Source organism: Geodermatophilus sp. SYSU D01180, assembly GCF_054050415.1.
In genome coordinates, this window is the sequence record NZ_JBJGZH010000001.1 from 186,627 (window position 1) to 200,388 (window position 13,762).

Below are 13,762 nucleotides of genomic sequence, written 5' to 3' on the forward strand. Positions count from 1 at the left end.
CGCCCCCGACTCGACGACCGACGCCCGCGACGACCGAGAGAGACGACACCGTGCTGCCCACCCTGAACGGCCGCATCCAGACCAGGATCTTCCTGCTGGCCGTGGTCGGTTCGATCTGGACCCTGATCATCACCCCGGTGCTCCCGACCGGGGCCTCGCTCAGCGCCTCCTACGGCGCCACCTTCTCCGTGCTGCTGGTCGTGCTGGTGCTCGGCGTGCTCTGGGAGCTCGTCTACCACGGCATCCAGCAGTTCCGGTGGGAGAAGGACTGGCCGACGCTGTTCGGCCTGCTCACCGGCATCCCCGAGGGCCTGCTCGTCTGGTTCCTCTTCGCCGGCGGTGCGATCCCGTGGATCGACTCGCTGCCCGGCCCGGCGTTCGCCATCCACTTCGTCAGCACCTGGCTGATCGTGTGGCTGGTCGCCAACGGCCCGATGCGCGTGCCGTTCATCCACTGGCGGATCAACGGCGGGAGGCTCATCTGATGTCGGCCCCCACGCCCCCGATCCCCGGCGCCACCGGCGCGCCGGCCACCGTGCCGCCGTTCGACCAGGTCGCCGTCCGGGTCGCCCCCGGTCCCGACCTCGTCGTCCGGATGCCCGGGGTGCTCCTCGTCGTCGGCGTCACCACGCAGCCGGCCGGCCCCGACGCGCCGACGGCGAAGCCCGCGCTGGTCGGCTGGGGTTCCGCCCCGGTCCCGCCCGCCCCCGCCGCCGCCCCGGCCGGGGACGTGCACGTCGGCGAGCTGGTCATGCTCTGCCGCCGGGTGTCCGCGGCCGGCTCCCGCGCCCCGGGCCGCCGGCTGCACGAGGAGCTGCGCTCCTGGCTCGGCACGGTGACCGAGCCGCCGTCGTTCGCGGTCGCCGCCGCCACCGAGGACGGGCTGACGCTCGTGCTCGTCGGCGGTGGGTGCGCCGAGGTGCCCGACCTGGGGCTGCGGCTCACGCCGGCCCAGGGGGAGAAGCTGGACAACGGCACCCTGGTGCTGGACCGCTCCGTCACCTGGCCGCCGGCCCCGCTGCACCTGTCGGCCGGTTCGCCCGTCGACACCGCCCCGCACCCGCTCGCCGACCTCGAGGCCGGTGCGGTCCCCGGCGCGGCCGCGGTGCTCTCGCCGGCCCCCGCGCCGTCGGCCGCCCCGCCGGTGCCGTCGGGCACCATGCAGGTCCGGCTGCCGGCACCGCACGCGCGGGTGCCGCTGTCCACGGCCAAGCCGGCCCGCCCGGTGCCCGCCGCGCCCGCCGAGGTCCCGGCGCACGCCGGCCACGACCACCCCGGTCACGACCACGCCGGGCACGCGCACCCCGCGCCGGCGGCGCCCGCGGCCCCGGCACCCGCCGTCGCCCCGGCTCCGGTCGCAGCGGCACCGCCGGCGCCGGTGGAGCTGCCGGCGCCGGAGCGGTCGGCGCTGCTGTTCGGTGCCGCCGCCGAGGCGGAGCCGGCGCGGCAGCCGCTGCCGACCCCGGGCCAGGAGCCGGCGCCCGCGGCCGCGGAGCCGGAGGACGAGCGGCCCAGGGTCAACGGCATCCTCTGCAAGAACGGCCACCTCAACGACCCGCGGGCCGGGTTCTGCGCGCTGTGCGGCATCCGCACGACCCAGCAGACGGCGGTGGTCGTCGAGGGCGTGCGCCCGCCCCTGGGCCTGCTCGTCTTCGACGACGGCGCCACGGTGAGCCTGGACATGGACTACCTGCTCGGCCGCGAGCCGGAGACCGACGAGCGCGTCGCCTCCGGCCAGGTGCGGCCGCTGCTGGTCCTCGACCAGACCGGCGGCGTCAGCCGGCACCACGCCGAGATCCGGCTCGAGGGCTGGGACGTGCTGCTGGTCGACGTCGGCTCGGCCAACGGCACGCTCGTCGCCCCGCGCGGCGCCCCGGGCTGGTCCTCGCTGGTGCCGCACCAGCCGATCCGGCTGGCCCCGGGCACGGCGATCCGCATGGGCGGCCGCCAGTTCGCCTTCGAGTCGCAGCACGGCGGGTACTGACCCGCAACCCGCTCCATCCCGGCGCCCGTCTCCCCACCGGGGAGGCGGGCGCCGTCGCGTCCGTGACCGGTTCCCTGGCCCGCGGGTGGTGCTGCGCCGGCAGGAGGAGCCGCCGGCCGGCGCCCGTGCGGTGCCCGCCGTGCCGGACCTCCGTCCCGGACGTGCTCGTGCTCTGCACACACCCGTGGGCAGAGCACGAGCACGCCGGGGGAGGAGGGCGCCCGCGCGGGGACGGCGCCGGCAGGCCCCGGGAACGACGGAGCCCGCGTCCCCTCGAACGGGACGCGGGCTCCGGGCCTGCGGGGGAGCGGGACTCAGAGCGCCCCGGGGCGGGCGGCGATGCCGGCCAGGGTCTCGTCCATGTCCCGGTCGCTGTCGGCCGTGCCGGCGTGCACCAGCAGGATCGGCGTCAGGTCGTCGGCGGCGGGGACGGGCCCGGCGCCGGCCGGGGCCAGCAGCAGGGCCGGCAGCGTCTCGGCGTCCTCGCTGACCCGCACGCCCGCCTTGCGCAGTGAACCGGCCACCGCGCCCAGGCGCCGCCCGGAGCGCCGGCCCTCCCCGGCCCGCAGCTGGAGGGGGACCTGCCGGCCCAGGGCGGCGTGCGCGGCCAGCCGGAGAGCGGCGCGGCCGTCGGCGTCGCCGTCCTGGACCACGGCCACCGGGCCACCCGGCTGCAGCCCGGCCTCGCCCAGCTCGCCGGAGACGGTGACCACCGATCCCTGCAACGACGGGGGCCACGGGGTGCCGGCGCCGTCCGCCGTCAGCGCGCCTTCGGCGATGCCCCAGCCACTGCGCACCAGGACGACGTCGGCGTCGCTGTTGCCGGCGAGGTCGGCGACCTCCGCCCAGGGGTCCTCGCTGAACCGGGACGCCACCGAGGCCTTGAGGCCACGCTCCTCCACCCGCTGGGCCAGGGTCCGCAGCTCACCGGCGACGGTGGCCATGAGCTCGAGGTCGGCACCCAGGCCGCTGGCCACCTCGGGCTTGGGTCGCGACCGGCGGACCACCCGGGTGACCAGGACCTGCGCCGGCGTCTCGCGGCCCACCAGGTCGCAGGCCAGGTCGACCAGTCCGGCGTCGCGTGCCGGGTCGTCGACCACGACCAGCACCGTGTAGGCCTCGGTCAGCCCCATGGCCGCCCGTTCGGCGGCGGCGATGTCCCGCTCGAGGACCCGCTTCGGGTAGATGACGTTGAGCAGCGGCGAGGTCATGACCGTCGTGATGACGGCCATGAGCACCATGAGCGTGAACATCGTGTCGTCGAGCACGCCGTTCTCGCGCCCGAGGTTGAGGATCACCAGCTCGGTCAGCCCGCGGGTGTTCATCAACGCGCCGAGGGCAGTGGCCTGCCGGCGGGGGACCTTCTGCGTGCGGGCCGCGGCGAACGCGCCGACGAACTTGCCGGAGATGGCGACCAGCAGGATCAGGCCGAGCTCGCCCAGACCGGTCACGTCGATGGCGCCGACGTCGACCTTGAGGCCGGTGACCACGAAGAAGACCGGCAGCAGCAGGAGGACGCTGACCTGCTCGAGCCGGTCGATGATCTCGTGGTTGAGCGCCCCGGCACCCTGCCGGGGCATGACGACGCCGAACACGAAGGCGCCGAAGATGAAGTGGATGCCGATCTCCTCGGTCACCCAGGCGCTGCCCAGGATGCCGATGAGCACCAGCGCGAGCATCTCCGGCGTCAGCCGGCCCAGGCGTTCGTAGCGCGTCACCAGGTGCTTGAGCAGCGGCCGGACCACCAGGAACATCACCAGGGCGAAGACGACCGACCAGAGCAGGATCAGCAGCACGCCGGAGAACGAGCCGGCGGCGACGACGGCCACCACGACGGCCAGCAGGGCCCAGGCGAGGACGTCGTCCACGGCGGCGCAGGCCAGCGCGAGCACGCCGGTGGGGACGCGGTGCATCTGCCGCTCGGCCAGGATCCGCGCGAGCACGGGGAACGCGGTGATCGACATGGCCACGCCCATGAACAGGGCGAACCCGATGAACGAGATGGCCTGCGCCGTCCCGTCGTCGTGGGTGAAGACGTCGTGGGCGGAGTGCAGGTAGGTCGCGAGCAGCACCCCGAGGGCGAAGGGCAGCACGATCGAGGACACCGACACCGAGACGGCGATCTTCTCCCGGCCGCGGATGAACGACAGGTCCACCTCGAGGCCGACGAGGAACATGAACAGCACCAGCCCGAGCTGGGCGAGCACCTCGAGGTAGGGCCGGACGTGGTCCGGGAACAGCGCGGCGTCCAGGTCCCCGGGCAGCGCGCCGAGCAGCGTCGGGCCCAGGAGGATGCCCGCGACGATCTCGCCCATGACGGCCGGCTGGCCGACCTTCACGGCGAGCCGCCCCATCAGCCGGGCGACCACCATGATCACGGCGAGGTCGAGGAACACGAAGGCCGTGATCTCCGCGACGGAGTGCTGTTCCACTGGGCCTCCGGGCATAGCTGTCCGCGCCGCGTGGGACCGCGCGGGGATCGGGTGGGATGGCGGGGCCCGGGCACCCGGGGCCACGCCGGGCGGGGATGCTAGCCGCGGCGGTCCGGTCGTAGGGGGCCCGCGCGCGCGGCATCTCGGCGGGCGCGAACCGGTTCCCGGACGGCGGGTCCCCCGGCACACTGTGCCGCTGCCGCGCACCGCGGCGTCCCGGCGCGGCCGGGGAGACAGCGTTTCAGGAGGACATGCATGGATGCCGTCGGCCTGGTGGGCGCGGCGCCTGCCAACATCGCGGACTACCAGGTCGTCCGCGTGCTCGGTGAGGGCAACAACGGCCGCTTCTACCTCGCCCGCCCGCCGGCGCGGCTCGGCCTGCCCGACGAGTACGTCGCGGTGAAGGTGTTCACCGGCAGCCACAGCGAGCAGGCCTACGAGCGGGGCGTTCGGGAGCTGCGCGCCTTCGCCCAGGTGGCCTCGCCGTACCTGGTCACGGTCTACGACGCCGTGCTGCAGGACAGCTTCCTGTACGCGATGGAGTACTGCCCCCTCGGCTCCCTGGCCGCTCCGGCCCGGCCGCTGAGCCGCGGCGAGGTGCTGCGCGCGGTGGCTCACGCCGCCCACGCCGCGCACGCGCTGCACGAGGCGGGCCTGACCCACGGCGACATCAAGCCGGCGAACGTCCTGCTCACCGAGGACGGCGGCAAGCTCTCCGACCTCGGCCTGGCCCGCTACCTCGCGCCGGGCGTCACGCTGACCGGCATGGCCAGCGCCGCCTCGGTGGAGTTCCTGGACCCGGCGCTGCTGCGCGGCGACCGGCCCTCGCGGGCCACCGAGGTGTTCGCCCTGGGCGCCACCCTCAACCGGGCGCTCACCGGCACCGGCCTGTACGGCGAGCTGCCCGACGGCGAGCCGCTGCTGGCGATCCGCCGGGTGATGAGCGCCGAGCCGGCGATCGCCCCCGGCCTGACCGACGAGGAGGCCGCGCTGGTCTCCGAGTGCCTCGCCCCGGTGGGGCAGCGACCGGTGACCGCGCTGCAGGTGGCCGAGCGGCTGGACCGGATGGCCGCCGAGGCGCTGGGCGCCGCCCGCACCTGAGCGGCGACCCGCACACGACGAGGGCCCCGTCCCCACCGGCCGGTGGGGACGGGGCCCTCGTCGTGTGCGGGACCGGGGCCGGTCAGCGCTGCGTGAAGTCGCTGTGCGCGCTGTCGGTCCACCAGGCGTACAGGGTCCCCAGCCCGGCCTGGCCGCCGTTCTGGATGGCCACGATGCCCTCGGCGGCGAGGTCGTCCTGCGTCCAGTAGAGGATCGCGTTGTTGTTGCCGTCGACGAAGCAGCCGAGACGGCCGGCGTCCACCCCGCCGATCGTGTACTCGTCGTAGCCCTGCCCGGTCGCGCAGTCCGGCTGGCCGGTGAAGGCGCTGACGCCCTCGCGGGTCATGTCCGCGAGGAACACGGCGTCGACGGTCGCGGCGTCCTCGTAGAGGTAGAACGACGACGCCTGGGGGCCGGGCTGGGTCGCGGCGGCGCCGCAGTTGACGGCGGCGACGTCGCCGTCGCCGGCCGGGTCCGCGGTCTCGCAGGTCGCCGGGTCGAAGTCGCCGGGGATGATCGCCAGCAGCTGGTCCTGGGCGTCGGTGGAGGTCCCACCGCCGGTGGTGCCGCCGGACGTGTTCCCGGTCGACGTGTCGGCGTCGGAGGTGTTCCCGGTCGAGGTGTCGGTGTCGTCGGCCCGGACGTCGTCGCCGCCGCTGAAGCCGCCGGCCAGCGCGATGACCCCGACCACGACCGCGATCAGCGCCACCGCGGCCCCGACGATGAGCAGCGGCAGCTTGTTCGAGCCCCTCCCGCCGCCCGAGGCCGACGAGCCGGCCGGCGGCGGGAACCCGGGCCCGGCCGGCGGCGGGAAGCCGGTGGGCGGACCGGGGTTCGACGGCGGACCGTAGCCGGTCGGCGGGCCCGGGGCGGACGGCGGGCCGTAGCCGGTCGGCGGGCCGGGGTTCGACGGCGGGCCGTACAGCGCCGCGGGCGCGCCCGGGTGCGACGGCGCCCCGTAGGTGCCGGCGGGGCCGGGGTTGGAGAAGCCCACGGTCTGCGGGTGGGCGGGCAGGGGGGCGACCGACGTCGGCGGCGCGGCCTCGGGCCGCACGGTCACGCCGGCGGAGCTCAGCGCCGCCCGCGCGGCCGCGGCGAACTCGCCGCAGGTCGCGTACCGCTCGTCGGGCTCCTTGGCCAGGCCCTTGAGGACGACGTCGTCCAGGCCGCGGGGCAGGCCCGGCCGCAGCGCGGACGGCGGCTGCGGGGTCGTGTTGAGGTGCGCGTACATGAGCGTGGCCAGGCCGTCGCCGGTGAACGGCCGCCGGCCGGTGAGGCACTCGAACAGCACGCACGCCAGCGCGTAGACGTCGACCCGCTTGTCGATCGGCTTCTCGAGGAACCGCTCGGGCGCCATGTAGTCGAAGGAGCCGAGCGCGGCGCCGGTCTGGGTCAGCGCCGGGCCCTGCGCGTCCGACGTCGACCGGGCGATGCCGAAGTCGACGAGGTAGACGAACTCGTCGTCGCCGCTGCCGGTCAGCAGCACGTTGGAGGGCTTGACGTCGCGGTGCACCAGGCCGTCGGCGTGCGCGGCGTCGAGGGCGCGGGCGGTCTGGCCGACGATGCCGACCGCCCGCTCGGGGCTCATCGGCCCCTCCTCGGCCAGCACCGCGGCGACGTCGCGGCCGGGCACCAGGCGCATGTCGAGGAACAGCCGGCCCTCGATCTCGCCGTAGCGGTGGATCGGGACGATGTGCGGCTCGTTCAGCCGCGCCGCCAGGTGGGCCTCGCGGCGGAAGCGCTCGCGGTAGCCCTGGTCCGCGGCGAGGTGCTCGGAGAGCACCTTGAGCGCGACCGTGCGGTCGTGCTCGGTGTCGAACGCGCGGTACACCTCTCCCATCCCGCCGCGGCCGAGCAGCGCCTCGATGCGGTAGGGGCCGAACTGTTGCAACTCCACCGGTGATCCTCCGTGTGCCGCAGCTCCGGGCGCTCGTCGGAGCCGGCGCCGGGTGCGGGTCGACGGCGGAGTCTAGGGACGGGTCCCCGGGCCGACCAGCGTCTCGGCCGCGGCTCGTCGGCCGGCGGGACGGGGTGGACACGGGCGGCGGACCGTGACCGACCCGTGACCCGGCGGGAGAACTGCCGCGCGCGAACCAGTGGTCGGGACGGCGGGGTCTCCCTATCTTCTGCTCGCTCTCGGGCCCCCAGCGCCCGTCCCCACGAACGGAAGAAGCAGATGAGTCAGCCCCCCGGCCAGTACGGCGCGCCGAGTCAGTACGCGCAGCCCGGTCAGTACGGCGCGCCCGGTCAGTACGGCGCCCCCGGCGGCTACGGCGCGCCCGGCTTCGGCCCGGGCGGCGGCCCCGGCTTCGGTCCGGGCGGCTACGGGCAGCCGCCGCAGAAGAAGAGCGTCCTGCCCTGGGTGATCACCGGGCTGGTCGTGGTGCTGGCCGGCGTCGGCGTGCTCCTGTTCTTCCTCCTCCGCGGCGACGACACCCCGGCCCCGGCGGCCCAGGAGTCCTCGCCGTCGGCCGACGCCTCCGACGACGGCGGCGAGGACGGCGGCGACGAGGGCTCGGACACCGGCTCCGACACCGGGTCCGGCACCGGCTCGGGGATGGGCATGGACATGGGCGGCCCGGTCGGCGTGCCGCCGGGCGCCGGCACCCCGGGCAACGGCGGGGGCGGCGGCACCGGCACCCCCATGGGGAACGACACCGGCGGCGCCGACGCCGGCCAGATCCCCGGCTCCTCCGACCTCGCGCTCGCGTGGGTGCAGGCGGTCTACGACTTCGACCTCGCGACCGCCTACGGCCTGTCCTGCGCCGAGCTGCAGGCCGCGGCCCAGCAGGGCTCGGCCGGCACCGAGTACGGCCCCGAGGAGTACCTGACGCTGTACTTCTACAGCCAGGTCCTGGGCGGCCAGACGATCGCCGAGGGCGGCCTGGTCAGCATCGAGTACGACCCGGCCAACGCCGTCGACGTCGCCACCTTCGAGCTGACCCTCTCCGACGGCACCGTCCAGAGCGTGCAGGTCTGGGTCGGCCAGGACCTCACGGTCTGCAACTTCGGCTGACGCACCCCTCCGACGGCCGGTCCCCGCAGCGCGCGGGGGCCGGCCGTCGGCGTCTCCGCCGCCGGCCGTGCGGCACGATGGGCCGGTGTTCGCGGTGACCCGGCTGCGCGTGCCCGAGACCGAGGCGGCCTCCCTCGCCGCCGCCGTCGACGGGCTGCTCGCCGCGCTGACCGCCCGGCCCGGCTGCCGCGGCGGGGAGGCCGGCCGCTGCGCCGACGACCCGACGCTGTGGGCGCTGGTCACCCGCTGGGACGGCGTGGGCGCCTACCGCCGCGCGCTGTCGGCCGCGGAGGTCAAGGTCGCCGGCGCGCCGGTGTGGGTGCACGCCCTCGACGAGCCCGGCGCCTACCTGCCCGTCGACGAGCCCGGCGAGCGCCCGGTCGCGCGGGCCCCGGGTGCGTAGCCTGCCCGGGACAGTCCACACCGGCCCGGGAGGGGCGCGATGAGCCAGCCGCCGCAGGACGACGGGACGCCGCCGCCCGACCGCACCCGCGAGGTGCGCCTCCCCCCGCCGCCCCCGCTGGCGCGTCCGGACCGGCCCACGGACCGGCTGCCCGGTGGCCCCGAGCAGCGCGACCCCACCCTGCGCATGGGCACCCCCGGGCAGCAGCCGGGAGCCCAGCAGCCCGGACCGCAGCAGCCGTACGGCCCGCCCGGGTACGGGCAGCCCTCCCACGGGCAGGCGCAGCCGGGCTACGGCCCGCCGCCTGGCTACGGCCCGCCGCCCGGCTACGGCCAGCAGTCCCCGTACGGCCCGCCGCCCGCCGGTGCGCCGGGCTACGGACCGCCGGGCTACGGGCCGCCGGGCTACGGGCCGCCCGGGTACGGCGCCCCCCCGCAGCCGCCGCGCAGGAACCACGGCCCGCTGGTCGCCCTGCTCGTCACCCTCGGCGTCCTCCTGGTCGGCGGCGGTGTGCTCGCCGCGGTCCTGCTCTCCCGGGACGACGACGGCGGCAGCCCGGCCGCGACGGCGACGTCAGCGGGCACGTCGGCGGGCACGTCGGCGTCCACCTCGTCGTCGCCCTCGTCCTCCTCGCCCGGGTCGTCGTCCGGTGAGGGCGGCTTCGGCGGCGGCGCCGGCACCCCGACCGGCGGCGGGGGAGCGGGCGGTGACCTCAACGTCCCCGGTAGCCCGGACTTCGCCGCCTCGTGGGTGCAGTCGGTGGTCGACCGCGACGCGGCCGCGGCCTACGACGGCCTGTGCGCGGACGGGCAGGGCCAGTTCCCCGACGGGCAGGCGGTGCTCGACGACTTCGACACCTTCCTGGGCGGGCAGATCACCGAGGGCTCGGCCACCGACGCGGTCGCGGCCGGCGACGTCGACGAGGTCACCTTCGAGGTGACGCTGGACAGCGGGCAGCCGGCCACGTTCGTCGTCACCGTGGTGGACGAGGACGGCCCGGCCGTCTGCGGCTACACCTCGCCGTAGGGAGCCGGTCCGCAGCGGCGGCGGGCCGCGCGGGCGGGGCGTCTACCGTGGGCGGGTCAACCGCCGACCGCCAGCCGGATGGAGCACCGAGCTCGTGAGCGCCAGCAACACCACGCACGACCCCGCCCGCCTCGACAAGGTGGTCAACCTCTGCAAGCGCCGGGGGTTCGTCTTCCCGTCGGGTGAGATCTACGGCGGGACCCGCTCCGCCTGGGACTACGGTCCGCTGGGCGTCGAGCTCAAGGAGAACATCAAGCGGCAGTGGTGGCGCACCGTCGTCCAGAGCCGCGACGACATCGTCGGCCTGGACTCCTCGGTGATCCTGCCGCGCCAGACCTGGGTCGCCTCCGGCCACGTCGGCGTCTTCACCGACCCGCTGACCGAGTGCCAGAACTGCCACAAGCGCTTCCGCGCCGACCACCTCGAGGAGGCCTTCGAGGCGAAGAAGGGCCGGCTCCCGGAGGGGCTCACCGAGGTCACCTGCCCCAACTGCGGCGTGACCGGCCAGTGGACCGAGCCGCGCGACTTCAACATGATGCTCAAGACCTTCCTCGGCCCGGTCGAGGACGAGTCGGGGCTGCACTACCTGCGCCCGGAGACCGCGCAGGGCATCTTCGTGAACTTCGCCAATGTCATGGGCGCGGCGCGGAAGAAGCCGCCGTTCGGCATCGGCCAGATCGGCAAGTCCTTCCGCAACGAGATCACGCCGGGCAACTTCATCTTCCGCACCCGCGAGTTCGAGCAGATGGAGATGGAGTTCTTCGTCGAGCCGGGCAGCGACGAGGAGTGGCACCAGTACTGGATCGACGAGCGCACCCGCTGGTACACCGACCTGGGCATCTCCCCGGACAACCTGCGGCACTTCGAGCACCCGGAGGAGAAGCTCTCCCACTACTCGAAGCGCACCGTCGACATCGAGTACCGCTTCGGCTTCCAGGGCTCGGAGTGGGGCGAACTCGAGGGCATCGCCAACCGCACCGACTTCGACCTGTCCACCCACACCGAGCACTCGGGCGTGGACCTGTCCTACTTCGACCAGGCCACCAACACCCGCTGGACGCCGTACGTCATCGAGCCGGCGGCCGGGCTCACCCGCTCGCTCATGGCCTTCCTCGTCGAGGCCTACACCGAGGACGAGGCGCCCAACGCCAAGGGCGGCGTCGACACCCGCACGGTGCTGCGGCTGGACCCGCGGCTGGCGCCGGTGAAGGCCGCCGTCCTGCCGCTGTCGCGCAACGCCGACCTCTCGCCGAAGGCTCGTGACCTCGCGGCCGCGCTGCGCCGCAGCTGGAACGTCGACTTCGACGACGCCGGCGCCATCGGCCGCCGCTACCGCCGGCAGGACGAGGTCGGGACGCCGTTCTGCCTCACCGTCGACTTCGACACCCTCACCGACGACGCGGTGACCGTGCGGGAGCGCGACTCGATGAGCCAGGAGCGCATCGGCCTGGACCGGGTGGAGGACTACCTCAAGGCCAAGCTCCCCGTCTGCTGACGGCGTGTGCACTTCCGCGGACCTGCTCCGGGCGGGTCCGCGGGAGTGCACACGAGCCTGCGGCGCCGGTCCGTGCGGGGACGCCTCCCCGCGGGTGACCCCGGCCACCGGGCGCGGCCACCTACCCTGGACGGCGTGACGAGCACCCTGGCGCCGGCGGTCGCCCCGCTGCGGCTGGGGCCGCTCACCGTGGACCCCGCCGTGATGCTCGCGCCGATGGCCGGCATCACCAACCCCGCGTTCCGCACGCTGTGCCGCGAGTTCGGGGCCGGTCTCTACGTCTGCGAGATGATCACCACGCGGGCGCTGGTGGAGCGCAACGAGAAGACGCTGCGGATGATCCGGGCCACGCCCGAGGAGGCCGCCGCCGGCTTCTCCGTGCAGCTCTACGGCGTGGACCCGGCCACCGTCGGGCGCGCGGTGGAGATGCTCGTCGACGAGGAGGTCGCCGGCACCCGCCCGGCGCACGTCGACCTGAACTTCGGCTGCCCGGTGCCCAAGGTGACCCGCAAGGGCGGCGGGTCGGCGCTGCCGTGGCGGCGGGTGCTGTTCCGCGACATCGTGCGGGCCGCCGTGCGCGCCGCCCGCGACGTGCCGGTGACGGTCAAGACCCGCATCGGCATCGACGCCGACCACGTCACCTACCTCGACGCCGGCCGGATCGCGCAGGACGAGGGCGCCGCCGCGATCACCCTGCACGGGCGCACCGCCGACCAGCTCTACAGCGGCACCGCCGACTGGGGACCGATCGCCCGGCTGGTGGAGACCGTCGACATCCCGGTGCTCGGCAACGGCGACGTCTGGGAGGCCGACGACGCGCTGCGCCTGGTCGCCGGGACCGGGTGCGCCGGCGTCGTCATCGGCCGCGGCTGCCTGGGCCGGCCCTGGCTGTTCGGCGACCTCGCCGCCGCCTTCGCCGGGGAGTCCCGCCGGGCGCTGCCGACGCTGCGCGAGGTGGCCGCGGTCATGGTCCGGCACGCGCAGCTGCTCTCGGAGGGGCAGGGCGAGCTGCACGGCTGCACCGACTTCCGCAAGCACGTCGCCTGGTACCTCAAGGGCTTCTCGGTGGGCTCCGACGTCCGCCGCGCCCTGGCCATGGTCAGCTCGCTGGACGAGCTGGCCGGCCTGCTCGACCGCATCCCCGACCAGCCCTACCCGACGGCCGTCCTGGGCGGCCCGCGCGGGCGCACGAGCAGCCCCCGGCCGGTGGCGCTGCCCGCGGGCTGGCTCGACGACCGCGACGACCCGCGCCCGCCGGCCGGCGCGGAGCTGGAGACGAGCGGCGGATGAGCGGCCCGTACCTGTACGACGAGGGTCCCGAGGCGCTGCACACCGGCACCCCGCGGCGCCGCAACGGGCTGCTGCTGGGGATCTTCGGCGGCACGGTGGCGCTCGCCGTCGCCATGGTCGTGGCCCTGCCGCTGGTGAAGGGCTCGGGGGAGGAGCAGGCCCGGGAGGCGGTCGGCGTCTTCCTGGCCGCGCTGCAGGCCGGCGACACCGAGACCGCCGGGGACCTGCTGTGCGAGGCCGAGCGCGACCGCGGCGACGTCGGCGACGTCCTCGCCGGGTACGAGCACCCCGGCGACGCCCGGGTGGTCGGCGTCGCGGAGGGCCGGCTCGGGGACCAGGACAGCCAGGAGGTCCGGGTCCGCTGGGACGACGGCGCGGAGGCCACGCTCGCCGTGGTGCTCGAGGACGGCCCGCGCGTCTGCGGCACCTCCGGCTGAGCGCGCGGGCGCCGCGAGCGGATCCCTTCTCGGAGCGCCACCGGGCTGTCACCATGTGCGCCGCCCGGCTGGAGGTCCACCGGGCCAGCCCGAGAGGAACCGCGTTGACGCAGCCGTCCCACCCGCCCGTCGCCCCCGCCGCGCCGTACGCCCCGCCCGGGCCCGCCGGGTCCTTCGCACCCGCTGCGCCCTACGCGCCCGCCGGTGTCGCGCCCGCCGGTGTCGCCCCCGCCCCCGTCCCGCAGCCGGCCGCGCCGACGCAGGTGGCCTTCCCCGGCCAGGTCCAGCTGCCGCCGCAGCCGCAGTTCGCGCCCACCCCGCAGCAGGCCGCACAGGTGCAGCGCGGCGCGCTGGCCAGCGGCTTCCCGCGCTACGTCCCGCCGCCGCCGTCGCCGGTCAACCGCACCGGCCTGTACGTCGGCATCCTCGTCGTCGTGCTGACGCTGCTGTTCGCCGTCCTCGGCTTCGCCCTCGTCGCCTGACCCCTCCGGCCGGCCCGGCCCGCTCTCCGCACCGGGCCGGCCGTCCGCTGCGTGAGGCCGCACACGTCCGTGTCCCGTGGTGGGACACGGGCTGGC

Annotated in this window: 12 protein-coding genes; 10 read left to right on the plus strand and 2 right to left on the minus strand. The window is 75.7% G+C overall.

What is annotated here, in order from left to right; genetic code table 11:
* The first annotated feature begins 50 nt into the window (after window positions 1-50).
* The gene (locus tag ACI8AA_RS00935; protein ID WP_457042635.1) at window positions 51-485 is read left to right on the plus strand and encodes a hypothetical protein; all 435 of its coding nucleotides are present in this window, start codon (window positions 51-53) and stop codon (window positions 483-485) included.
* Window positions 485-1,984, plus strand: a complete 1,500-nt coding sequence (locus ACI8AA_RS00940; protein ID WP_457042636.1) for an FHA domain-containing protein — start codon at window positions 485-487, stop codon at window positions 1,982-1,984. The genes ACI8AA_RS00935 and ACI8AA_RS00940 overlap by 1 nt, the downstream gene beginning before the upstream one ends.
* A 314-nt stretch (window positions 1,985-2,298) precedes the next feature.
* Here ACI8AA_RS00940 and ACI8AA_RS00945 read toward each other — a convergent pair whose 3' ends face one another.
* The gene (locus ACI8AA_RS00945) at window positions 2,299-4,416 is read right to left on the minus strand and encodes a cation:proton antiporter domain-containing protein (protein WP_457042637.1); all 2,118 of its coding nucleotides are present in this window, start codon (window positions 4,414-4,416) and stop codon (window positions 2,299-2,301) included.
* Between the two features lie 255 nt (window positions 4,417-4,671).
* On the opposite strand from ACI8AA_RS00945, the gene ACI8AA_RS00950 reads away from it, so the two are divergent.
* Window positions 4,672-5,517 (plus strand): protein kinase domain-containing protein, encoded by an 846-nt coding sequence (locus ACI8AA_RS00950; RefSeq protein ID WP_457042638.1) that lies wholly within the window; start codon window positions 4,672-4,674, stop codon window positions 5,515-5,517.
* 82 nt (window positions 5,518-5,599) lie between these two features.
* On the opposite strand, the gene ACI8AA_RS00955 is transcribed toward ACI8AA_RS00950, so the two are convergent.
* A complete protein-coding gene (locus tag ACI8AA_RS00955) occupies window positions 5,600-7,414 on the minus strand; it encodes a serine/threonine-protein kinase (protein ID WP_457042639.1) in 1,815 nt (604 codons plus the stop codon).
* A gap of 279 nt (window positions 7,415-7,693) precedes the next feature.
* Between ACI8AA_RS00955 and ACI8AA_RS00960 the strand changes: the two genes are divergently transcribed.
* From ACI8AA_RS00960 to ACI8AA_RS00990, 7 genes are all read left to right on the plus strand, one after another.
* Window positions 7,694-8,533: a hypothetical protein gene (locus ACI8AA_RS00960; RefSeq protein WP_457042640.1), complete on the plus strand. Its 840-nt coding sequence runs from the start codon at window positions 7,694-7,696 to the stop codon at window positions 8,531-8,533.
* A gap of 85 nt (window positions 8,534-8,618) precedes the next feature.
* Complete coding sequence (locus ACI8AA_RS00965; RefSeq protein ID WP_457042641.1) at window positions 8,619-8,936, plus strand: antibiotic biosynthesis monooxygenase family protein; 318 nt, start codon at window positions 8,619-8,621, stop codon at window positions 8,934-8,936.
* 39 nt (window positions 8,937-8,975) lie between these two features.
* The gene (locus ACI8AA_RS00970) at window positions 8,976-9,962 is read left to right on the plus strand and encodes a hypothetical protein (protein ID WP_457042642.1); all 987 of its coding nucleotides are present in this window, start codon (window positions 8,976-8,978) and stop codon (window positions 9,960-9,962) included.
* A 94-nt stretch (window positions 9,963-10,056) separates the two neighbouring features.
* On the plus strand, window positions 10,057-11,457 hold the full coding sequence (locus ACI8AA_RS00975) for a glycine--tRNA ligase (RefSeq protein ID WP_457042643.1): 1,401 nt from the start codon (window positions 10,057-10,059) through the stop codon (window positions 11,455-11,457).
* 135 nt (window positions 11,458-11,592) lie between these two features.
* Window positions 11,593-12,747 (plus strand): tRNA dihydrouridine synthase DusB, encoded by a 1,155-nt coding sequence (gene dusB, locus ACI8AA_RS00980; protein ID WP_457042644.1) that lies wholly within the window; start codon window positions 11,593-11,595, stop codon window positions 12,745-12,747.
* The gene (locus tag ACI8AA_RS00985; protein WP_457042645.1) at window positions 12,744-13,184 is read left to right on the plus strand and encodes a hypothetical protein; all 441 of its coding nucleotides are present in this window, start codon (window positions 12,744-12,746) and stop codon (window positions 13,182-13,184) included. Before dusB ends, ACI8AA_RS00985 begins: the two co-directional genes overlap by 4 nt.
* Before the next feature lie 104 nt (window positions 13,185-13,288).
* Window positions 13,289-13,666 carry a hypothetical protein gene (locus ACI8AA_RS00990; RefSeq protein WP_457042646.1) on the plus strand — a complete coding sequence of 126 codons (378 nt, stop codon included), beginning with the start codon at window positions 13,289-13,291 and terminating at the stop codon, window positions 13,664-13,666.
* Window positions 13,667-13,762: the final 96 nt, after the last annotated feature.

What these genes read in the sequence shown, in the direction of transcription:
- ACI8AA_RS00940 (WP_457042636.1), top strand. Translation starts at nt 485, where the DNA reads ATGTCGGCCCCCACGCCCCCGATCCCCGGCGCCACCGGCGCGCCGGCC.
- ACI8AA_RS00950 (WP_457042638.1), top strand. Translation starts at nt 4,672, where the DNA reads ATGGATGCCGTCGGCCTGGTGGGCGCGGCGCCTGCCAACATCGCGGAC.
- ACI8AA_RS00960 (WP_457042640.1), top strand. Translation starts at nt 7,694, where the DNA reads ATGAGTCAGCCCCCCGGCCAGTACGGCGCGCCGAGTCAGTACGCGCAG.
- ACI8AA_RS00970 (WP_457042642.1), top strand. Translation starts at nt 8,976, where the DNA reads ATGAGCCAGCCGCCGCAGGACGACGGGACGCCGCCGCCCGACCGCACC.
- ACI8AA_RS00985 (WP_457042645.1), top strand. Translation starts at nt 12,744, where the DNA reads ATGAGCGGCCCGTACCTGTACGACGAGGGTCCCGAGGCGCTGCACACC.